We start from the raw sequence: 22,468 nt of genomic DNA, 5'->3' as shown, positions 1-22,468 counted from the left end.
ACAGTCGATATAGTGAACGTAGCGTATTTTCCGAACCCGGGAAATAACCTGAACAAACCATCCATATATTGTGTTACAATAATTCCTGTCGTAATTTTTCATTTTAACATTTTTATAAGAGAAAAGATTGCCGTAATATGAGGAGGACAATTAATGGGGCGCATTCCTTTCATTACCGTTGAAGGCCCGATTGGAATAGGAAAAACCTCTCTGGCAAAAGCGATTTCAGAGCATTTCCATTTTCACTTACTGAAAGAAATCGTAGATGAAAACCCGTTCTTAGACAAATTTTATGATGACATTGAAGAGTGGAGCTTTCAAACAGAGATGTTTTTCTTATGCAATCGTTATAAACAGCTAGAGGATATTGAAAAACACTACCTATCTCAAAACAAATCTGTTGTAGCAGATTATCATATTCTTAAAAACATCATCTTTGCTAAACGTACTCTAAAGGATGAACAACAGTTCAAAAAGTATCTTAATATCTATGACATTCTAACGTCGGACATGCCAAGGCCAAATGTCGTGATTTATTTGAACGCAAGCCTCGATACGCTATTAAAGCGCATTGAAAAAAGAGGAAGAGACTTCGAAAAGAAAATCAGCCCTCTTTATCTTAAGCAGCTATCACTGGACTATGAAGAATATATGAATACATTTGAAAAGACTCACCCTGACATTCCTGTTCTTCGCTACAATGGCGACCACGTAGACTTCGTTCAAAATAAAGAGGACCTGAAACACATTCTTACACAGTTAGAGACTACACTAAAAAAAGGAGTTCACTATCATGAATCTTCGCACTAAATACGGGATCCCGAACAATGCCGTGATCACCATTGCCGGAACAGTCGGTGTCGGGAAATCCACTATGACAAACGGCTTGGCGGGCGCTCTCGGCTTTCGGACGTCATTTGAAAAAGTTGACACCAATCCGTATCTCGATAAATTTTATCAGGACTTTAAGAGCTGGAGCTTCCATCTTCAAGTATACTTCTTGGCGGAACGCTTCAAAGAACAAAAGAAAATCTTTGAATACGGCGGCGGCTTCATTCAAGATCGTTCCATCTATGAAGATACAGGCATCTTCGCCCGCATGCATTATGAAAAAGGGAATATGAGCGAGATCGATTATGAAACGTATACAAGTCTTTTCGATGCCATGGTCATGACACCATACTTCCCTCACCCTGATCTTCTGATTTACCTTGAAGGATCCATTGATAATGTCGTTGATCGCATCCGTGAGCGCGGCCGCCCAATGGAACAACAGACACCTGTTGCCTACTGGGAAGAAATGCACGAGCGTTATGAAAACTGGATCAACTCCTTTAACGCTTGTCCCGTACTGAGACTCGACATCAGCGAATATGACCTGGTGAACGATCAAAACTCAATCGAACCAATCGTCGAACGAATCGGTTATTTCATTGAACAGACGAGAATGTTGAAGAGCTAAAAATTAAAAAGACTACTCTGGCCCATGCGGCAAGGGTAGTCTTTTTTATATATAAAACTTTGTTGTTTTTTAATAAGAAAGTGCTGGTTGATTTCCGCTCCAGGTGCTCGCTTTCCGCGTGGCGCGGTTCCCCTCACCATCCAGCACACACTAATTAACAGAGCGCGGGCAGACGATATGTTAATAAACAACAATCTGAAGACCATCCACCCGTTTAGTTCCATTAGGAAAGAGGTATATGTAGTAACAAACAATCGATTAAGGAGATGAAGGAATGATGGAATCGAAACAAACGTATTTTGTGGATATCAGCAGTGGGGACATCTTGCAGGACCCGAATCAAAATGCCAGTCCAAGCTTTCGCATATTTGCTACCCCAACAGAAGTAAACGAACTGAAAATGCTGTTCAATGATAACTATGAGGATGACATGTCGACTATGAGACGGGCTCAGGTTCCGTTCCGCCAATATCACAATTCACCGGAAGACAGCCAATATGATCAATCCATGAGGGATATCTATTCGAAGATTTATTTACTCGGAGATGAAGAAGCACGACTTCATATCACTAAGATAGGCGTACTGGAACATACATCGGACGACCATTTAAGAGAAGACATTAAAAACCTTAAGTAAATCGGACTAAGTCGATCGGCATATCCATAAAATAAAAAAATTCGTTACATAAAATGTAACGAATTCTATCTCCAATGTTTATGCGCTATGGTTATAAAAAAATCAATGGAGGAGGAAGGGGGATTCGAACCCCCGCGGGCTGTTACACCCCTGTCGGTTTTCAAGACCGATCCCTTCAGCCGGACTTGGGTATTCCTCCGTATCGACAAGAATTATAATAACATGGTGTGCAAATGGAGTCAAGTATATTTCTTAAAAAAATGAAAAGGTGCCACACGCTGAATTCGTGAGGCACCTTTTCATTGTCTTCCAGCTGGGCTGGTATTATTTAATGACTTCCGCTCCACCCATATACGGACGAAGAGCTTCCGGAACAATGACAGATCCATCTTCTTGCTGGTAGTTTTCCAAGATGGCGGCAACCGTACGTCCGATTGCTAAACCAGATCCATTCAGCGTATGCACATGTTCAGGTTTTCCTTTAGCTTCCCTTCTGAAACGAATGTTCGCACGTCTTGCTTGGAAGCCTTCAAAGTTACTGCAAGAAGAAATCTCACGGTACGTTCCGTAACTTGGAATCCAGACTTCAATGTCATATTTCTTGGCAGCCGTGAAGCCTAAATCCGCAGTGCACATAGATAATACACGGTATGGTAAGCCCAATAACTGAAGGACTTTCTCAGCATGTCCAGTCAGCTTCTCAAGCTCATCATAAGAATCTTCAGGTTTCACAAAGCGAACAAGCTCTACTTTGTTAAATTGATGCTGACGGATCAGACCACGTGTATCACGGCCTGCAGATCCAGCTTCAGAACGGAAGTTAGCACTGTACGCCACATAGCTTACGGGTAATTCTTCACCATTCATGATCTCATCACGGTGATAGTTCGTTACAGGCACTTCTGCAGTAGGAACCAGGAAATAATCCTCGCTCTCGATTCTGAACGCATCTTCTTCAAACTTAGGAAGTTGACCTGTTCCTGTCATACTCGCTCTATTCACCAGGAATGGAGGGATCATTTCTGTATACCCATGCTCATCCATGTGAAGATCCATCATGAAGTTAATCAACGCTCTTTCAAGTCTTGCTCCTAACCCTTTATAGAAAACAAAACGGCTTCCAGTCACTTTGCCGGCACGTTCGAAATCCAGGATCCCAAGGCCTGTTGCAATGTCCCAGTGAGGCTGTGCCTCGAAATCAAACTCACGTATCTCTCCCCATTTGCGGGCCTCTACATTATCATCTTCCGTTTCACCAACAGGTACCGTTTCATGTGGAATATTAGGAATGGAAAGCAGCATACGCTCTAACTCCTCTTCAATTCCTCGTAACTCATCATCCAGTTTTTTTACCATGGCCCCAACTTCACGCATTTCAACGATCAGGTCCTGAGCATCCTTTTTCTCTTTCTTCAGTTCTGCAATTTGCTGGGATACGTCATTACGCTTGCTCTTTAATTCTTCACTTTCTACAAGCAGCTCTCTTCTTCTCTTATCAAGCTCTTCGAATTTGCCGAAATCCTCCAGATTCTCACCACGGTGCTGCAGACGTGCCTTCACATCTTCCAGATTATTACGTAAGTACTTAATGTCTAACATGAGATTCTCTCCTTTTTTATAAAAAAATAAAAAACCCCCATCCCTGGTAAAAGGGACGGAGGTTTCCGCGTTGCCACCCTAATTGAAGACGCTAAGCATCTTCCTCTTAAGAGATGGTAACGGAATCACCGAAAATACCTACTTCATTCAGTACTTCACTCAAGGATGGATTCATAAAGCTCTTGCGTCGATTCTCACCGGCCATCGACTCTCTTAAGCAAGCCTTCTTTACTACTATTTCCTGTCAACGATTTTGTTTTTTATTGGTTATTTCATAATCTACTACAATGTTTTCCATTTTGCAATAGAATTATGCGATTGTTTTTTCCATGCTTTCTTTCACCATCTCAACGAAGAAAGAAGTCAAACGGTGATCATCCGTTAACTCAGGATGGAAAGAGCAACCGAGGAATTGTCCGTGGCGTGCAAGAACAATCCGTTCATTATGCTTCGCAAGGATTTCAACATCTTCTCCAGCTTCCACGATATGCGGAGCACGGATGAAGACGGCATTGAATCCTTCTCCAATGTGAGCAATCGAAAGATCCGCTTCAAAACTTTCTTTCTGACGCCCAAAGGAATTACGTTCCACTGTTACGTCCATCACACCAAGATGAGGTTCGTCGTAGCCGACAATGTGCTTCGCTAAAAGAATCAATCCTGCACATGTTCCAAAGATCGGCTTCCCTGCTGCCGCAAATTGTCTTAACGGCTCCATAAAGCCATAGCGATCAATCAGCCTTCTCATGGTGGTACTTTCCCCACCAGGCATGATCAGGCCATGAATCTCTTCCAGCTGCTCCACACGCTTAATGACGACGGCCTTGGCACCAGAAGCTTCGATTGAACGAACATGCTCCCTGACGGCACCTTGAAGTCCTAATACACCGATGTTCAACATAGAATCACACCTTACCATCCACGATCTTGCATACGGTTTTCAGGTAAAATAGAAGAAATTTCTACTCCCTTCATTGCTACACCAAGCTCTTTAGATAGCTCTGCGATCAACTTGTAATCTTGATAGTGAGTTGTCGCTTCTACGATCGCTTTTGCAAATTTCTCAGGGTTCTCTGATTTGAAGATACCAGAACCTACGAATACTCCGTCAGCCCCCAATTCCATCATAAGAGCCGCATCAGCTGGTGTTGCAATTCCGCCTGCAGCAAAGTTTACAACAGGTAAACGTCCGTTTTCTTTAATTTCTAACAATAATTCATATGGAGCTCCCAGAAGTTTAGCTTCTGTCATGATTTCATCTTCGTTCATGCTTACAAGCTTGCGAACCTGGGCATTCACTTTACGCATATGACGAACCGCTTCAACGATGTTACCAGTTCCCGGCTCACCTTTTGTACGTAACATGGACGCGCCTTCACCAATACGGCGGGCAGCTTCACCTAAATCACGGCAACCACATACGAATGGTACAGTGAAATCTCTTTTATTTAAATGGTACTCTTCATCAGCAGGCGTTAATACTTCACTCTCATCAAGATAATCAACACCCATTGATTCAAGGACTCTTGCCTCTACAATATGACCGATACGCGCTTTTGCCATTACAGGAATCGACACAGCCCCCATAACTTCTTCAATAATACGGGGATCTGCCATTCTTGCTACCCCACCTGCAGCACGGATGTCTGCTGGAACTCGTTCTAAAGCCATTACCGCCACTGCACCCGCAGCTTCAGCAACTTTTGCCTGCTCTGCATTGACAACGTCCATGATAACGCCGCCTTTTTGCATTTCAGCCATACCTCTTTTAACACGATCTGTACCAGTATTCATATCTATATCCCCCTTATATTTATCCCATGCCTGTCCCATATCCACCCAAAAAAGGAAGAAAACGTGACTAAAACAATCGGAATGATTATGTAACCCTACTGCTAAATAAACAATAAAAACAAGCTTATGTCAAGACGAAAAGCGGAAGGGCTTTGCCCAGAGGCGACAAGCATAAGACGAAAATGCCGGAAAGGCGTTCTTTGCCTTTTTGGCATGTTTGGCTTATGACCTCGAGCCTCTAAGCCCTGGAGCTGGACACCTCGAAAAGCGGAAGCGGCTTGGTTAGAGGCGACAAGCATTTCATGGAAATTTCTGAGACGCTCTAGTAAGATCCCTCTTTATCACCCTGACTATAAAAAAACACCAAGACTTGTCCTAACATTAAAGTCTTGGTGCTGATTTAATCATTTACCTAAGGGCTTATTAGAACCAGCCTTTAACCGTTGATGTAACTGAGTTCCAGATGTCCCCGAAGAAACCTCCTACAGCTCTCATAGAAAGGACAAACCAGTTTGCTTTTTCAACACCATCCACAGCTACAACAGATGCTTTTGAGGCATTTGTCCCTTTGTCTGTAAGATAACCTAAATCTTTCTTATCCTTAGATTCCAACGTGACGTACCCAACTTTTTCTCCTTTTTTAACAGGTGCTGTCAGTTCACTGTCATCGTTCAGTTTTTTCTTATCTAACACAAATTTCGGTTTGTATTGATCTTCTTCACCGTTCTTAATCACCATGCTTAGTGCCGAATCGGTTTTGATTTGAACTTCTTTTTCCTTACCTTTTTCAACTGGAAGTGTCTTTTGACCTTTCACTTGATAGTCAGCAGGGAGTACTTCCTCTATTGAATAATTATTGAAAGCATAATCCATCATTTTTCTTGTTTCACTAAAGCGGGCATCGTAGGAGTTTTCACCAGCTGGTACATCAACATCCATTACCACGGTAATGAATCTCATTCCATCTCTTTCTGCTGTACCGGTGAAGTTAGCTCCTGCAAAATCTGTGGTACCGGTTTTCAAACCGTCCATTCCTTCGTACTCACGGATCAATCCCGGTAACATCCAGTTCCAGTTATCCATTTGAGTTGCATCTTCTGTTCCTTCTGCAAATACCTTTTTCGCAATACTGGAAGTCTCGAGTACTTCAGGATAATCATGAAGCAAACGGTACGCCAATGTGGCAACGTCCTTTGCAGACATGACATTTTCTTCTTCTGGACCCCCAACAACACTATCTACATATGGTTGCAGATCCCGATTATTTAAACCTGTAGAATTAACGAATTTATATTTTTCCAAGCCAAGTTCTTTAGCTTTTGCATTCATCATTTTGACGAAATTTGCTTCTGAACCGGCAATCGTTTCTGATATGGCTATTGTCGCTGCATTAGCAGAATAAATCGCCATTGCTTCATACAATTCTTTGATCGTGTAGGTACCTTCTTCTCGAAGGTCAACATTACTCAGTTCACCGTTATGAGACATTTGAGAAAGATTAGTAGGTACCGTATACTTCTGGTCCCATTTCACCTTTCCTTCTGCCACAGCCTCCAATAACAGGTACTCTGTCATCATTTTCGTCATACTTGCAATGCCCTGAGCATTTTCTGAGTTCTTTTCATAAAGAATTTTACCCGTGCTTGCTTCTACTAAAATCGCAGCTTTTGCGTTAACGTCCAAGTCTCCCTGAGCATTGGCAGGTCTCCCTACAATACCCATTGCCATCATAAAAACCATCATACAAACAAAAGATTTTTGAATCCAACTTCTTTTCACTGTTAGCCCTCCAAGATTTTATGTACACCTTCGTTATTTTATCATAGTTCGAAAGGTAAGAATAGACAGAGAATATGACTAGTTTTGGCATGGGTCAAGGGACTTGCGACCTCTGATAAAAGGCGGTAAATATCACTCTAATCTAAATAAAAAAATACTGACCAGTAGTAACTGATCAGCATTTGGAATTATTTTCTTATAATGAATAGTTTGGTGCTTCTTTCGTGATTTGCACATCATGAGGATGACTTTCACGAAGTCCGGCACCCGTCATTTTAATGAACTGCGCCTGCTCTCTCAACTCGAATAGATCCTTCGTTCCGCAATATCCCATGCCTGAACGTAAGCCTCCGATTAACTGATACAGTGTATCAGCTAAAGGTCCTTTGTAAGGAATGCGTCCTTCGATTCCTTCTGGAACAAACTTTTTATTTTCTTCCTGGAAATAGCGGTCCTTCGATCCTTTTTCCATGGAGCTGACTGATCCCATACCTCTATACACTTTGAAACGACGGCCCTGGAAGATTTCCGTTTCGCCTGGGCTTTCAGATGTACCTGCAAGTAAGCTTCCTAACATAACGGCATGTCCACCTGCTGCTAATGCTTTTACGATATCACCTGAATACTTGATGCCGCCATCAGCAATGATGCTCTTTCCATGCTTTCTTGCTTCTGTCGCACAATCATATACAGCGGTAATTTGTGGAACGCCGACACCTGCAACAACACGAGTCGTACAGATTGAACCAGGTCCAATCCCCACTTTGACTACATCGGCACCAGCTTCAATCAATTCTCTTGTCGCATCTGCCGTTGCCACATTTCCTGCTACGATATTTAACGTTGGATAAGCATTGCGGATTTCACGAACAATAGAAAGGACTCCTGCTGAATGGCCGTGAGCTGTATCAATTACAATCACATCCACATGTGATTTCACTAAATGTTCAACACGAGTCATCGTATCTTTCGAGATACCGACAGCTGCTCCCACCAATAAGCGACCCTGTTCGTCTTTGGCAGAGTTAGGGAACTCAATGACTTTTTCGATATCTTTAATCGTAATAAGTCCTTTAAGCGTTCCTTCTTGATCAATCAGAGGAAGCTTCTCAATTTTGTACTGCTGAAGAATTTTTTCCGCTTCTTCTAGGGTAGTGCCAACAGGAGCTGTCACGAGGTTTTCCTTCGTCATGACATCCGAGATCTGAATGGAGTAATCCTGGATGAAACGAAGGTCACGATTCGTTAAAATCCCTACCAGTTTTTGCTCTTGTTCGTTGTTCACAATCGGAACACCGGAAATTCTATATTTGCCCATCAAGTGTTCCGCAGAAAAAACTTGATGATCCGGAGTTAAAAAGAATGGGTCAGAGATAACTCCACTTTCGGAACGTTTTACCTTATCAACTTGCTCAGCCTGCTGTTCAATACTCATATTCTTGTGGATGATACCTAATCCACCTTGGCGAGCCATTGCTATCGCCATTTCAGCTTCTGTTACAGTATCCATTCCTGCACTGATCACAGGAACATTCAATTTAATTGAATCTGTTAATTCAACAGAGATATTTACATCCTTTGGTAATACCTCTGATTTGGCTGGTAATAATAGTACATCATCAAACGTTAAACCTTCTTTAGCAAATTTAGAATCCCACATGTTTTCGGCCTCCCTAGTCCCAAAATATTATTAGTAGGTTATCAATTGGTTAAAATACTGTCAAGAAGAATAGGATTAATTTAATTTTTCAGAATAATTAGAAGGTGATCATTTGAACGAAATACATCAACAACGGGACTTCATCCACTATTTTCAGTCTGCAGAATACTCCCAGAAGTTTCTAAAAAAATGCTATGAAAAATTGGGAACTTCTCAGGCCGAAATGAAAAGCTATGATAACTGTTATCCATTCATGTACTACTTGGAGCAAGGAGAACTTTATTACAGACAAGCCATGCAATCTCCTATATCACTCAAGCCTATTTTGCTTTTCTATGGATTTATCCACTTTATCAAAGCCATTGTGTTAACGGAGGACCCCTTATATCCAGAAACAACCACGGTCCTGGCCCATGGGATTACCTCCAGGAAAAGAAAAAAGCAGCAGTACCGCTTTTTACAAGATGAAGTTAAGGTACAGAAAAATGGCCTGTTTTCACACTTCTCCAACCTCGTGTTTCACGTGAAACATATCGTGGGGGAAAAATTCAAGATGGAAGATTTACTCATACAAATACCTGAGCTTGAAGATGCATTTCAAATTTTACTCAAAAAGAAAACCATGTTCTGGTTTAACCATCAACATGAGCTGATGATTGATGAGTCATTACTATCCCATTTTCATATGTCACAAAGTTTGTTCAAACAATATCTGAATGAAAAGGTAACAGAGAATTTCACTTGGATTTCAGACATTACGCTACAATCACGACATGCCCGGGAGCAACTTCCCATTAGATGGCACTTGGACAAAAACCGATTAGCCCTGCCCGGCATTCGGAATGAAGCCACCACAATACCTGAAGTACTCATCCATTATGCTATATTATATAACCTGAGCATGATTGCCCGATACGAAACAGAATGGTGGGTGGAACTGTTAAAAAACCGAACCAATGAGGACTATCCCATCATCCATACGTTCATCAATGTCACAACTGAGAAAGCACCGTATCTTTTACTAAAATTACTTCAGGATAAAATGTAGGGGACGAGGAAGGATAACGGACTCCCTCTCCTCTATCCCTATTCTGCTTGTAGTAACGCCTTAATATCGTCCTCAATTTTACGGGGATTTGTTTGTGGAGAATAACGATCAAACACCTCTCCATTTTTCCCAACTAAAAATTTCGTGAAGTTCCACTTAATGTTCGAAAGAAGGACACCCTTTTTCTCTTTCGTTAAAAACGTGAAGAGAGGATGAGCTTCCTTTCCCTTCACATCTACTTTCGCAAACATCGGAAAAGATACCCCGTAGTTCACCTGACAAAACTCCATGATTTCATCCTGATCATCAAATTCCTGGTTCATGAACTGATCACATGGAAATCCAAGGACAACAAGTCCTTCATCCTTATACTCTTCATACAGGCCCTGCAGCTCCTCAAATTGAGGTGTAAAGCCGCACTTACTGGCTGTGTTCACGATAAGCATCACTTTCCCCTGGTACTCTTCTAGAGACGTTACAGATCCATTCGCTTTTTTTACGGTGAAATCATAAATTGTCGTCATGTTCATCTCTCCTTGTATATACTCTTATATAAATAATACTTTAGAGAGTTGGTGGATAGCAATTTTGAGCGTGTGATGGTGGCGGTATGTGGTTGGTTGAGATGCAATGGGTTGGTGAGTTGTTTGTTGGTGGTTGTCAGGTTGTAGGACGTCGGATATCATAAAGGATTATAAATTTGAATAGTTGATAGAAAATAGGATTTAGATACAAATAACTAAGGATGATTTGGAGTAACATTGCATTTGCTGGCCACCAGGAAAGATTTCGAGGATATCGTGTTCCTCAAAATGAAGATTTGTATGTATTAAGTACTAATAAATGTTCCTATCTATCTCAAAAATTTTCTTTGTGTTAACGAAAGCTATTTTAGGGAGGTAGATATCAATATTTTCATAGAAATAGAGGCCGTTAAGCTTGAAGCTGTATGCTAATTGCGTCGATTTTGACTGTTATTGCGTCGTTATTTTATTTTATGCGTCTTTTTAGACCTTTATTGCGTCGTTTTCAACCTTTATTGCGTCACTTTTTTATTTAATGCGTATTTTTCCATATTATAACACCAAAACTCTGCTTCATCTAAGGTTAACTGGATAGAGATAGGAGCCTGGATTCACCGTCCAACACCGTTTCTGATGAAAGCACAAAAAAAGCAGCCCCTAAGAGCTACTCTTTTTTACATTTGCCTGGCGACGTCCTACTCTCACAGGGGGAGATCCCCCAACTACCATCGGCGCTGAAGAGCTTAACTTCCGTGTTCGGCATGGGAACGGGTGTGACCTCTTCGCCATTGTCACCAGACAATATTCAATTGAAGGGTTGTTCCTTCAAAACTAGATAAAGAATTGATGTCAAGAAAGCCGAATACCGACCAATGTTGTTCATTTAAAAATGACTCTTTGTGGTTAAGTCCTCGATCGATTAGTATCAGTCAACTCCACATGTCGCCATGCTTCCATCTCTGACCTATCTACCTAGTCATCTTCTAGGGATCTTACTCACATACGTGATGGGAAATCTCATCTCGAGGGGGGCTTCATGCTTAGATGCTTTCAGCACTTATCCCTTCCGCACATAGCTACCCAGCGATGCCTTTGGCAAGACAACTGGTACACCAGCGGTGCGTCCATCCCGGTCCTCTCGTACTAAGGACAGCTCCTCTCAAATTTCCTGCGCCCACGACGGATAGGGACCGAACTGTCTCACGACGTTCTGAACCCAGCTCGCGTACCGCTTTAATGGGCGAACAGCCCAACCCTTGGGACCGACTACAGCCCCAGGATGCGATGAGCCGACATCGAGGTGCCAAACCTCCCCGTCGATGTGGACTCTTGGGGGAGATAAGCCTGTTATCCCCGGGGTAGCTTTTATCCGTTGAGCGATGGCCCTTCCATGCGGAACCACCGGATCACTAAGCCCGACTTTCGTCCCTGCTCGACTTGTAGGTCTCGCAGTCAAGCTCCCTTGTGCCTTTACACTCTGCGAATGATTTCCAACCATTCTGAGGGAACCTTTGGGCGCCTCCGTTACTCTTTAGGAGGCGACCGCCCCAGTCAAACTGCCCACCTGACACTGTCTCCCACCCCGATAAGGGGCGCGGGTTAGAATTTCAATACAGCCAGGGTAGTATCCCACCGATGCCTCCACCGAAGCTGGCGCTCCGGCTTCCAAGGCTCCTACCTATCCTGTACAAGCTGTACCAAAATTCAATATCAGGCTACAGTAAAGCTCCACGGGGTCTTTCCGTCCTGTCGCGGGTAACCTGCATCTTCACAGGTACTATAATTTCACCGAGTCTCTCGTTGAGACAGTGCCCAGATCGTTACGCCTTTCGTGCGGGTCGGAACTTACCCGACAAGGAATTTCGCTACCTTAGGACCGTTATAGTTACGGCCGCCGTTTACTGGGGCTTCGATTCGCACCTTCGCTTGCGCTAAGCACTCCTCTTAACCTTCCAGCACCGGGCAGGCGTCAGCCCCTATACTTCGCCTTACGGCTTCGCAGAGACCTGTGTTTTTGCTAAACAGTCGCCTGGGCCTATTCACTGCGGCTCTCTCGGGCTTGCACCCTACCAGAGCACCCCTTCTCCCGAAGTTACGGGGTCATTTTGCCGAGTTCCTTAACGAGAGTTCTCTCGCTCACCTTAGGATTCTCTCCTCGCCTACCTGTGTCGGTTTGCGGTACGGGCACCTTTTTCCTCGCTAGAGGCTTTTCTTGGCAGTGTGGAATCAGGAACTTCGCTACTATAATTCGCTCGCTATCACAGCTCAGCCTTCACGATGATGGGATTTGCCTCATCATCAGCCTAACTGCTTAGACGCACATATCCAGCAGTGCGCTTACCCTATCCTCCTGCGTCCCCCCATTGCTCAAACGGAAAAGAGGTGGTACAGGAATATCAACCTGTTGTCCATCGTCTACGCCTATCGGCCTCGACTTAGGTCCCGACTAACCCTGAGCGGACGAGCCTTCCTCAGGAAACCTTAGGCATTCGGTGGATGGGATTCTCACCCATCTTTCGCTACTCATACCGGCATTCTCACTTCTAAGCACTCCACCAGTCCTTACGGTCTAGCTTCGCAGTCCTTAGAACGCTCTCCTACCACTGACACCTAGAGGTGTCAATCCACAGCTTCGGTGATACGTTTAGCCCCGGTACATTTTCGGCGCAGAGTCACTCGACCAGTGAGCTATTACGCACTCTTTAAATGGTGGCTGCTTCTAAGCCAACATCCTGGTTGTCTAAGCAACTCCACATCCTTTTCCACTTAACGTATACTTTGGGACCTTAGCTGGTGGTCTGGGCTGTTTCCCTTTCGACTACGGATCTTATCACTCGCAGTCTGACTCCCATGGATAAGTCTTTGGCATTCGGAGTTTGTCTGAATTCGGTAACCCGATGAGGGCCCCTAGTCCAAACAGTGCTCTACCTCCAAGACTCTTACACATGAGGCTAGCCCTAAAGCTATTTCGGAGAGAACCAGCTATCTCCAAGTTCGATTGGAATTTCTCCGCTACCCACACCTCATCCCCGCACTTTTCAACGTGCGTGGGTTCGGACCTCCATTCAGTGTTACCTGAACTTCATCCTGGACATGGGTAGATCACCTGGTTTCGGGTCTACGACCACATACTCAATTCGCCCTATTCAGACTCGCTTTCGCTGCGGCTCCGTCTCATCGACTTAACCTTGCATGGGATCGTAACTCGCCGGTTCATTCTACAAAAGGCACGCCATCACCCGTTAACGGGCTCTGACTACTTGTAGGCACACGGTTTCAGGTTCTATTTCACTCCCCTTCCGGGGTGCTTTTCACCTTTCCCTCACGGTACTGGTTCACTATCGGTCACTAGGGAGTATTTAGCCTTGGGAGATGGTCCTCCCAGCTTCCGACGGGATTTCACGTGTCCCGCCGTACTCAGGATCCACTCAAGAGGGAATGAAGTTTCAACTACAGGGTTGTTACCTTCTTTGACGAGCCTTTCCAGACTTCTTCGTCTACTTCATTCCTTTGTAACTCCGTATAGAGTGTCCTACAACCCCAAGAGGCAAGCCTCTTGGTTTGGGCTACATCCCGTTTCGCTCGCCGCTACTCAGGGAATCGCAATTGCTTTCTCTTCCTCCAGGTACTTAGATGTTTCAGTTCCCTGGGTCTGCCTTCCATACTCTATGTATTCAAGTAAGGATATTGTTCCATTACGAACAATGGGTTCCCCCATTCGGAAATCTCTGGATCAAAGCTCACTTACAGCTCCCCAAAGCATATCGGTGTTAGTCCCGTCCTTCGTCGGCTCCTAGTGCCAAGGCATCCACCGTGCGCCCTTCATAACTTAACCGAATTGGTTGTTACATCAGGTTTAAAACCTAAAATGGCGATACTCGGTAATTTCTTGACTATCAATTTATCTTTATCTAGTTTTCAAAGAACAATCATGTGTCTCGTAAGAGACAATATGGAGGGTTATTTTACTCCGCTGACGCTTCGTAAAAAACCTTGGTGGAGCCTAGCGGGATCGAACCGCTGACCTCCTGCGTGCAAAGCAGGCGCTCTCCCAGCTGAGCTAAGGCCCCTTGTATCGAGAATATGGTGGGCCTAAGTGGACTCGAACCACCGACCTCACGCTTATCAGGCGTGCGCTCTAACCAGCTGAGCTATAGGCCCATATTCCATAAAAATGAATGATAAGCAATGCTTACCATTGTTTGTGATGATTAAACCATCAAAACTGAACAAAACTTCGACTTGTCAAACGTTTAGTAAATCTTCCTTAGAAAGGAGGTGATCCAGCCGCACCTTCCGATACGGCTACCTTGTTACGACTTCACCCCAATCATCTGTCCCACCTTAGGCGGCTGGCTCCAAAAGGTTACCTCACCGACTTCGGGTGTTACAAACTCTCGTGGTGTGACGGGCGGTGTGTACAAGGCCCGGGAACGTATTCACCGCGGCATGCTGATCCGCGATTACTAGCGATTCCAGCTTCATGTAGGCGAGTTGCAGCCTACAATCCGAACTGAGAACGGTTTTATGGGATTGGCTAAACCTCGCGGTCTTGCTGCCCTTTGTACCGTCCATTGTAGCACGTGTGTAGCCCAGGTCATAAGGGGCATGATGATTTGACGTCATCCCCACCTTCCTCCGGTTTGTCACCGGCAGTCATCTTAGAGTGCCCAACTGAATGCTGGCAACTAAGATCAAGGGTTGCGCTCGTTGCGGGACTTAACCCAACATCTCACGACACGAGCTGACGACAACCATGCACCACCTGTCACTCTGTCCCCCGAAGGGGAAAGCCCTATCTCTAGGGTTGTCAGAGGATGTCAAGACCTGGTAAGGTTCTTCGCGTTGCTTCGAATTAAACCACATGCTCCACCGCTTGTGCGGGCCCCCGTCAATTCCTTTGAGTTTCAGTCTTGCGACCGTACTCCCCAGGCGGAGTGCTTAATGCGTTAGCTGCAGCACTAAGGGGCGGAAACCCCCTAACACTTAGCACTCATCGTTTACGGCGTGGACTACCAGGGTATCTAATCCTGTTTGCTCCCCACGCTTTCGCGCCTCAGTGTCAGTTACAGACCAGAAAGTCGCCTTCGCCACTGGTGTTCCTCCAAATATCTACGCATTTCACCGCTACACTTGGAATTCCACTTTCCTCTTCTGCACTCAAGTCCCCCAGTTTCCAATGACCCTCCACGGTTGAGCCGTGGGCTTTCACATCAGACTTAAGGAACCACCTGCGCGCGCTTTACGCCCAATAATTCCGGACAACGCTTGCCACCTACGTATTACCGCGGCTGCTGGCACGTAGTTAGCCGTGGCTTTCTGGTTAGGTACCGTCAAGGTACCGCCCTATTCGAACGGTACTTGTTCTTCCCTAACAACAGAGTTTTACGATCCGAAAACCTTCATCACTCACGCGGCGTTGCTCCGTCAGACTTTCGTCCATTGCGGAAGATTCCCTACTGCTGCCTCCCGTAGGAGTCTGGGCCGTGTCTCAGTCCCAGTGTGGCCGATCACCCTCTCAGGTCGGCTACGCATCGTCGCCTTGGTGAGCCGTTACCTCACCAACTAGCTAATGCGCCGCGGGTCCATCTGTAAGTGATAGCTAAAAGCCACCTTTCAACATTTCCTCATGCGAGGAAATGAGTTATCCGGTATTAGCCCCGGTTTCCCGGAGTTATCCCAGTCTTACAGGCAGGTTACCCACGTGTTACTCACCCGTCCGCCGCTGACTGATGGGAGCAAGCTCCCATCAGTCCGCTCGACTTGCATGTATTAGGCACGCCGCCAGCGTTCGTCCTGAGCCAGGATCAAACTCTCCGATAAAAGTTTGAATAGCTCTTTTAAAAATAAATCTAGAATTAACGTTGACGTATTGTCTTGTTTTGTTCAGTTTTCAAGGTTCAATGTGTAAGTGCTTCTGTTTGAAGCGACCTTTATAATATATCATTTACTGCCGTTACCGTCAAGGTATTTTTATTATTTTAGAAAAGTTTTTTTCTGAAACAGTATGTAATGCCTTTCGGACAACAAATAATATTATACATACTATTGGCCGGGTTGGCAAGAGGTAAATCTAAATAAATAAACCAAAGATTAGTAAACTAACCTGAGGTTTACTTAATACGTTGCTATGACGGATCTTAAGAGGATTCACTCATAATGACTTCAAGCAAAAACTTCTGATATATAAATCTCTTTTTGCTGAGACAGATCTACGAGTTCTTCTGTTTTGTTTATTTTTACGATGGGCTTTGTATATGCGTTTTGCTTGGTATACATCACTTCTCCGTACTGGCCGGTTGATAGTCTTACTGAGGTACCTGTCCTTAGATCTCCCAGTAATTGCAAAAGGCCGTTAACGACTTTAATATCGAATTTACCAAATAAATCTTCACTGATCATATCCAGTACCTTGAAGACAGGCTGCTTGCTTCTGTATATTCTTTCTGATGTCATGGCATGAAAGACATCCGCGATTCCAACAATCTGAGAGTAAAGATGGATACGATTATCTTTCTCGGATGACGGGTATCCGGTACCATCAAATCGTTCATGATGTTGAAAGATTGCCAGTTTTGTTTCCGTTTTTAACAATGGAGTGTCTTTAACCATTTTATAACCGTTGGCTGTATGGAGCTTTACTTCTTTAAATTCACTTTCTGTTAAAGGCTGTTCTTTCGTTAATATGTGTGGACTGACCTTGGCCATTCCACAGTCTGCCAGGATACCTGCTAAGGCCAGCTGGTTCACCTGACCAGGGTTCAAGCCTAACTTCTTTCCTAACATGGCACTTATGATACCCATTGAAATCGCATGGTGAAATAGATAATCTTTTTTCGTGCAATATCGATGAAGAGAATACACATATGTATGATTCTCTTGAATCGTTTGAATCACCGGTAGCATTAACTCTCTGACCCTTGCAACATTTACAGATGTTCCTGATTGCCAGTTCATGAATTCTTTCTTAAATTCCTTGATCGTCCTTAAATAGAGATCGATGAATCCGACAGGCTCATTGATTTCTTCTTCGGCTATCTCTTTTTCAATAGAGACTGGCGCTTTATATGGATGTCCATCCACTTTTGTTTTTTCTATTATGAGCTCTGAGATATGGAATGCTTCAAGAATACTTAGATGTTCTTCTTCTATTACTGTATTCTTTAGAATGATGGGAGTGGCTGTCATTCCCATTATATCTTCTGCTACGATGCATCCTAATTGTATCTCTCCACGATGTACCTTCAACTATGAACACCTCACTTCTCACCTTTTTCTTCTAGTTTATTTTACCAAATTTAACAGGTTATAGATGATTTTTTCACAAAAAAATAAGCTGTTTCCAGTATGAGAGTCTCATCACTGGAAACAGCTTACCGTTCTTTTATTCTTCTGTATCTTCGCTAAAATCTTCAGAAGTTGTTTGATCTTCGCTATCTGGTTGTTGCATTCCTTCAGAAGTTTCAACTGGTGCTTCCGTTTCTTCTTCATCTTCTTTTTCAACCTTGGCAACGGTTGAAACAAATTCGCTTTCCTGAAGACGGATCAGTTTAACTCCTTGAGTATTTCGGCCAGTAGTGGAGATATCATTCACATCCATACGGATAAGGACACCATGTGCCGTGATGATCATTAAGTCTTCTTCACCGGTAACGGCTTTAACAGAGACCAGTTCTCCGTTACGTTCCGTTACATTACATGTTTTTAAGCCTTTACCACCACGTGTTTGAACTCTATATTCACTGGCAGGAGTACGTTTACCGTAACCATTCACCGTTACAACTAAGACATCGCTTTTCTCTTCCAGAATTTCCATTCCTACAACAATGTCATCATCACTCAGGTTAATTCCTTTTACCCCGGTAGCTGTTCTTCCCATTGAACGAACATCCGTTTCAGGGAAACGAATGAGCATACCTTTTTTCGTTCCGATGATCATATCTTTCTCTCCATCGGTCAGTTTGACGGAAATGAGCTCATCGTTTTCTCGAAGGTTAATGGCGATCAGACCGTTCGTACGGATATTGGCGAAATCTGATACAGGCGTACGTTTTGAGATCCCTTGCTTCGTAGTGAAGAATAAGTACCAGTCGTCCACGAATTCTTCCACTCGAATCATGGCGTTGATCCACTCATCTTTTTCTACCCCAAGGAGGTTGATGATCGGAAGTCCTTTAGCAGTACGGCTGAATTCAGGAATTTCATATCCCTTTGCACGGTATGCTTTTCCTTTGTTTGTGAAGAATAGAATCGTATCATGGGTTGACGTTGTCAGTAAGTGTTCAACAAAGTCTTCATCATTGGTACCCATTCCCTGGATTCCTCTTCCTCCACGCTTTTGACTGCGGTAGGTTGAGACAGGCAGGCGCTTGATGTATCCGTTATGAGTAAGGGATACGACAATGTTTTCTCTTGGAATTAAGTCTTCATCTTCAATGTTCTCAATTCCGCCCGCTACGATTTCTGACCTTCTTTCATCATTGAAGCGTTCTTTGATCTCGATAAGCTCTTCACGAATGATTTCGAGAACCTTTTCATCATCTGCCAAGATCGCTTTCAATTCTGCAATCTGCTTCAATAGTTCTTGATACTCGTCTTCAATTTTTTCACGTTCTAGACCGGTTAAACGTTGAAGACGCATATCCAGGATCGCTTGGGCTTGTTTGTCAGAAAGGGAGAAGTTCTCCATCAAGCCTTGTTTCGCAAGTTCCGTAGTTTGAGAGCCACGGATAAGTTTAATGATTTCATCAATATGATCTAAGGCGATACGCAGACCTTCTAAAATATGAGCCCTAGCTTCAGCTTTGCGCAATTCGAATTCCGTTCTACGACGAATGACGACGCGTTGATGTTGTAAGTAATGATATAGGCACTCTTTTAAATTCAATACCTTTGGCTGGCCATCAACAAGCGCCAAAAGGTTGATACCGAAGCTTGTTTGAAGAGCCGTTTGTTTGTAGAGATTATTAAGCAAGACGTTCGCATTCGCATCTTTTCTTACTTCAATTACGATACGCATACCATTACGGTCCGATTCATCACGTAAATCTGTGATGCCATCAATCTTCTTATCACGAACAAGATCGGCAATTTTCTCGATCAGTCTCGCTTTATTTACTTGATATGGAATTTGATGAACGATAATCGTTTCTTTCCCGTTGCTTTTTTGTTCAATTTCCACACGGGCACGCATCGTGATGGAACCTTTACCTGTTTCATAGGCACGACGGATCCCGCTTCTTCCTACAATTAGTCCGGCAGTAGGGAAATCAGGTCCAAAGATGAATTCCATCAGCTCTTGAATCGTAATGTCAGGATCTTTACTTAACGCAAGGATTCCATCAATGACTTCTCCAAGATTATGGGGTGGAATGTTCGTTGCCATCCCTACAGCGATACCTGAAGAACCGTTCACTAACAGGTTAGGGAAACGGGCAGGTAACACTTCCGGCTCTCTCTCTGTGCCATCATAGTTATCTTTATAATCAATTGTATCTTTATTAATATCACGAATAAGTTCCATGGAGATTTTGGACATACGTGCTTCTGTGTAACGCATGGCCGCAGCTGCGTCTCCATCAACGGAACCGAAGTTACCATGTCCGTCCACGAGCATATAACGATAGTTGAAATCCTGTGCCATACGCACCATTGTGTCATAAACAGCTGAGTCACCGTGGGGGTGATACTTACCGATTACTTCACCGACGATACGAGCTGATTTCTTGTATGCTTTATCAGCTGTCATCCCCAGGTCATTCATCGCATACAAAATACGGCGATGGACAGGTTTCAGGCCGTCACGGGCATCCGGTAGTGCACGGGAAACGATAACACTCATCGCATAATCCAGGAAAGACGAGCGCATTTCACTACTTATATTAATCTCTTTAACATTCGATCTTGGTGTTTCTGCCATAGTAAAAGGGACCTCCTTTTAAAGAAAGATTTATACCTTTCTCATTCTTTACCTTGTCCGCTATGTAAAAGACAGGATAGCACATGGTCTATCCTGTACTATTTTATTTTAGATATCCAGATTCTTAACGTAAGCTGCGTTTTCTTCAATGAAGTTACGTCTCGGCTCTACTTTGTCACCCATCAGGATATCAAAGGTTTCGTCTGCCTCGATCGCATCTTGAAGACTTACTTGCAGCAGGGTTCTTGATTCAGGATCCATTGTCGTTTCCCATAATTGCTCAGGATTCATCTCTCCAAGACCTTTGTAACGCTGGATTCCAGGTTTAGGCGTCGGGGAGATTTCTGCAAGTATACGATCCAGCTCTTTATCATTGTAGGCATACTCGATTTTCTTCCCTTGTTGTATTTTGTACAAAGGTGGTTGAGCGATGTAGATATAGCCTGCTTCAATGATGTTTCTCATGTAGCGATAGAAGAACGTCAACAATAGCGTACGAATATGGGCGCCATCGACGTCGGCATCGGTCATGATCACAATTTTATGGTATCTCGCTTTAGCCAGGTTGAAGTCTTCACCAATCCCTGTCCCAAGAGCTGTAATAATCGCACGAACCTCGTTATTTGAAAGGATCTTATCCAGACGCGCCTTCTCTACGTTAATGATTTTACCTCGTAGGGGAAGGATGGCTTGGAAGTGACGATCACGGCCTTGTTTAGCAGATCCGCCGGCTGAGTCACCCTCAACCACATAGATCTCACTGATGCTTGGGTCTTTAGAAGAACAGTCTGCTAATTTACCAGGTAAACTGGAGATTTCCAGGGCACTCTTACGACGGGTAAGCTCCCTTGCTTTTTTCGCAGCGAGTCGGGCACGTGCAGCCATCAGTCCTTTTTCCACCACTTTTCGAGCGACAACCGGGTTTTCAAGTAAGAACGTTTCCAGATGCTCTGAGAAAAGAGAATCGGTGATGGTTCTTGCTTCTGAGTTCCCCAGTTTTGTTTTCGTCTGTCCTTCGAACTGAGGATCAGGATGTTTGATCGAGATGATGGCTGTTAAGCCTTCACGGACATCTTCCCCTGAAAGGTTCGCATCGCTCTCTTTAAACACATTATTTTTTCGGGCATAGTCGTTAATGACCCTCGTTAAAGCCGTTTTAAATCCGGACTCATGGGTTCCACCTTCATGGGTATGGATGTTATTGGCGAAGGAATAAAGATTACTTGCGAAGCCGTCGTTATATTGTAGGGCGATTTCAATCGTAATCTCGTCTTTCTCGCCTTCAATGTAGATCGGATCTTCATGGATGACTTCTTTAGAACGATTAAGATGTTCAACGTAGGACTTAATTCCACCTTCATAATGGTAGTCTCTCCGCTTCCCTTCTCCACGCTTATCTTCAATACTGATTTGGATTCCTCTGTTTAAGAAAGCCAATTCGCGAATACGATTTGCAAGTGTATCATATTCGTATTCCGTCGTTTCAGTAAAGATTTCAGGATCTGGAGTGAAGTGAATGATTGTTCCCGTTTTATCCGTTTCTCCGATCACCTTAAGATCGAAGCTTGGAACACCTTTTTCAAATTTTTGATAATAGATGTTTCCATCACGATGAACATGGACTTCAAGTTCTGTGGAAAGAGCATTTACTACTGATGCCCCAACTCCGTGGAGACCTCCGGATACTTTATATCCACCGCCGCCGAACTTACCACCGGCGTGAAGGACCGTCATGATTACCTCAACGGCAGGACGTCCCATTTTCTCGTGAATACCTACAGGGATACCACGTCCATTATCTGTAACAGTAATGCTGTTATCCTCTTCGATGATGACTTCGATTTCATTACAGTAACCGGCTAACGCTTCATCGATACTGTTATCAACAATTTCCCACACCAAATGATGCAAACCTCTTCCGCTTGTTGATCCAATATACATACCAGGTCTTTTACGAACGGCCTCTAATCCTTCTAAAACCTGAATCTGATTTTCATCATAGGATTGACCTTGTTTTTGTTCCATAGCCATACTGATTCACCTACA

Annotated in this window: 13 protein-coding genes, 3 tRNA genes, 3 rRNA genes and 1 other annotated feature; of the genes, 4 read left to right on the top strand and 15 right to left on the bottom strand. The window is 43.9% G+C overall.

All coding sequences use genetic code 11. The features are described from left to right. Nucleotides 1-153: 153 nt before the first annotated feature. From ACXAF2_RS11980 to ACXAF2_RS11970, 3 genes are all read left to right on the top strand, one after another. Nucleotides 154-810: a deoxynucleoside kinase gene (locus tag ACXAF2_RS11980; protein ID WP_427601444.1), complete on the top strand. Its 657-nt coding sequence runs from the start codon at nucleotides 154-156 to the stop codon at nucleotides 808-810. Next, entirely contained in the window at nucleotides 794-1,462 is a 669-nt protein-coding gene (locus tag ACXAF2_RS11975) for a deoxynucleoside kinase (RefSeq protein WP_113971522.1), read from the top strand. Before ACXAF2_RS11980 ends, ACXAF2_RS11975 begins: the two co-directional genes overlap by 17 nt. Nucleotides 1,463-1,736: 274 nt before the next feature. Then, entirely contained in the window at nucleotides 1,737-2,099 is a 363-nt protein-coding gene (locus ACXAF2_RS11970; RefSeq protein WP_475138921.1) for a hydrolase, read from the top strand. 106 nt (nucleotides 2,100-2,205) lie between these two features. Here ACXAF2_RS11970 and ACXAF2_RS11965 read toward each other — a convergent pair. From ACXAF2_RS11965 to guaB, 6 genes are all read right to left on the bottom strand, one after another. Next, nucleotides 2,206-2,298: transfer RNA gene (locus ACXAF2_RS11965), tRNA-Ser, on the bottom strand. Between the two features lie 125 nt (nucleotides 2,299-2,423). Next, on the bottom strand, nucleotides 2,424-3,698 hold the full coding sequence (gene serS / locus ACXAF2_RS11960) for a serine--tRNA ligase (RefSeq protein ID WP_475138920.1): 1,275 nt from the start codon (nucleotides 3,696-3,698) through the stop codon (nucleotides 2,424-2,426). A 48-nt stretch (nucleotides 3,699-3,746) separates the two neighbouring features. Beyond that, nucleotides 3,747-3,955 (bottom strand) — a binding site (T-box leader). Nucleotides 3,956-4,008: 53 nt separating this feature from the next. Further along, nucleotides 4,009-4,599 carry a pyridoxal 5'-phosphate synthase glutaminase subunit PdxT gene (pdxT, locus tag ACXAF2_RS11955; RefSeq protein ID WP_427601440.1) on the bottom strand — a complete coding sequence of 197 codons (591 nt, stop codon included), beginning with the start codon at nucleotides 4,597-4,599 and terminating at the stop codon, nucleotides 4,009-4,011. An 11-nt stretch (nucleotides 4,600-4,610) separates the two neighbouring features. Next, the gene (pdxS, locus tag ACXAF2_RS11950) at nucleotides 4,611-5,492 is read right to left on the bottom strand and encodes a pyridoxal 5'-phosphate synthase lyase subunit PdxS (protein WP_148996631.1); all 882 of its coding nucleotides are present in this window, start codon (nucleotides 5,490-5,492) and stop codon (nucleotides 4,611-4,613) included. Between the two features lie 423 nt (nucleotides 5,493-5,915). Then, entirely contained in the window at nucleotides 5,916-7,235 is a 1,320-nt protein-coding gene (locus ACXAF2_RS11945) for a serine hydrolase (RefSeq protein WP_475139184.1), read from the bottom strand. A gap of 232 nt (nucleotides 7,236-7,467) precedes the next feature. After that, the gene (gene guaB / locus ACXAF2_RS11940) at nucleotides 7,468-8,931 is read right to left on the bottom strand and encodes an IMP dehydrogenase (protein ID WP_475138918.1); all 1,464 of its coding nucleotides are present in this window, start codon (nucleotides 8,929-8,931) and stop codon (nucleotides 7,468-7,470) included. A gap of 112 nt (nucleotides 8,932-9,043) precedes the next feature. Between guaB and ACXAF2_RS11935 the strand changes: the two genes are divergently transcribed. After that, on the top strand, nucleotides 9,044-9,979 hold the full coding sequence (locus ACXAF2_RS11935) for a YaaC family protein (protein WP_475138916.1): 936 nt from the start codon (nucleotides 9,044-9,046) through the stop codon (nucleotides 9,977-9,979). Between the two features lie 38 nt (nucleotides 9,980-10,017). Here the strand turns inward: ACXAF2_RS11935 and ACXAF2_RS11930 are convergent, their stop codons facing one another. The 9 genes from ACXAF2_RS11930 to gyrB form a co-directional block, all read right to left on the bottom strand. Further along, entirely contained in the window at nucleotides 10,018-10,503 is a 486-nt protein-coding gene (locus ACXAF2_RS11930; RefSeq protein WP_475138914.1) for a glutathione peroxidase, read from the bottom strand. A gap of 682 nt (nucleotides 10,504-11,185) precedes the next feature. Further along, nucleotides 11,186-11,302: ribosomal RNA gene (gene rrf / locus ACXAF2_RS11925) — 5S ribosomal RNA — on the bottom strand. Between the two features lie 100 nt (nucleotides 11,303-11,402). After that, nucleotides 11,403-14,338 (bottom strand): 23S ribosomal RNA (locus ACXAF2_RS11920). Nucleotides 14,339-14,497: 159 nt separating this feature from the next. Continuing rightward, nucleotides 14,498-14,573, bottom strand: a tRNA-Ala gene (locus tag ACXAF2_RS11915). A gap of 14 nt (nucleotides 14,574-14,587) precedes the next feature. Further along, a tRNA-Ile gene (locus ACXAF2_RS11910) sits at nucleotides 14,588-14,664 on the bottom strand. Nucleotides 14,665-14,774: 110 nt separating this feature from the next. Beyond that, nucleotides 14,775-16,326 (bottom strand): 16S ribosomal RNA (locus ACXAF2_RS11905). The 16S, 23S and 5S rRNA genes sit together here with 2 tRNA genes alongside, the layout of an rRNA operon. 342 nt (nucleotides 16,327-16,668) lie before the next feature. Beyond that, nucleotides 16,669-17,751 carry an HD-GYP domain-containing protein gene (locus ACXAF2_RS11900; RefSeq protein WP_475138912.1) on the bottom strand — a complete coding sequence of 361 codons (1,083 nt, stop codon included), beginning with the start codon at nucleotides 17,749-17,751 and terminating at the stop codon, nucleotides 16,669-16,671. 136 nt (nucleotides 17,752-17,887) lie between these two features. Continuing rightward, nucleotides 17,888-20,422, bottom strand: a complete 2,535-nt coding sequence (gene gyrA, locus ACXAF2_RS11895; protein ID WP_475138911.1) for a DNA gyrase subunit A — start codon at nucleotides 20,420-20,422, stop codon at nucleotides 17,888-17,890. 108 nt (nucleotides 20,423-20,530) lie between these two features. Beyond that, on the bottom strand, nucleotides 20,531-22,447 hold the full coding sequence (gene gyrB, locus ACXAF2_RS11890) for a DNA topoisomerase (ATP-hydrolyzing) subunit B (protein ID WP_475139182.1): 1,917 nt from the start codon (nucleotides 22,445-22,447) through the stop codon (nucleotides 20,531-20,533). Nucleotides 22,448-22,468 lie beyond the last annotated feature (21 nt).

This window comes from Rossellomorea sp. ABR4_004 (genome assembly GCF_056159585.1).
This window is presented reverse-complemented; position numbering and strand designations above follow the sequence as displayed.

Bases quoted from the DNA above. Each gene is read 5' to 3' on its own strand.
- ACXAF2_RS11970 (WP_475138921.1), top strand. From the start codon at position 1,737: ATGATGGAATCGAAACAAACGTATTTTGTGGATATCAGCAGTGGGGAC.
- ACXAF2_RS11945 (WP_475139184.1), bottom strand. From the start codon at position 7,235: ATGATGGTTTTTATGATGGCAATGGGTATTGTAGGGAGACCTGCCAAT.
- gyrA (WP_475138911.1), bottom strand. From the start codon at position 20,422: ATGGCAGAAACACCAAGATCGAATGTTAAAGAGATTAATATAAGTAGT.
- pdxS (WP_148996631.1), bottom strand. From the start codon at position 5,492: ATGAATACTGGTACAGATCGTGTTAAAAGAGGTATGGCTGAAATGCAA.
- serS (WP_475138920.1), bottom strand. From the start codon at position 3,698: ATGTTAGACATTAAGTACTTACGTAATAATCTGGAAGATGTGAAGGCA.
- guaB (WP_475138918.1), bottom strand. From the start codon at position 8,931: ATGTGGGATTCTAAATTTGCTAAAGAAGGTTTAACGTTTGATGATGTA.
- gyrB (WP_475139182.1), bottom strand. From the start codon at position 22,447: ATGGAACAAAAACAAGGTCAATCCTATGATGAAAATCAGATTCAGGTT.
- ACXAF2_RS11980 (WP_427601444.1), top strand. From the start codon at position 154: ATGGGGCGCATTCCTTTCATTACCGTTGAAGGCCCGATTGGAATAGGA.
- ACXAF2_RS11975 (WP_113971522.1), top strand. From the start codon at position 794: ATGAATCTTCGCACTAAATACGGGATCCCGAACAATGCCGTGATCACC.
- ACXAF2_RS11930 (WP_475138914.1), bottom strand. From the start codon at position 10,503: ATGACGACAATTTATGATTTCACCGTAAAAAAAGCGAATGGATCTGTA.
- pdxT (WP_427601440.1), bottom strand. From the start codon at position 4,599: ATGTTGAACATCGGTGTATTAGGACTTCAAGGTGCCGTCAGGGAGCAT.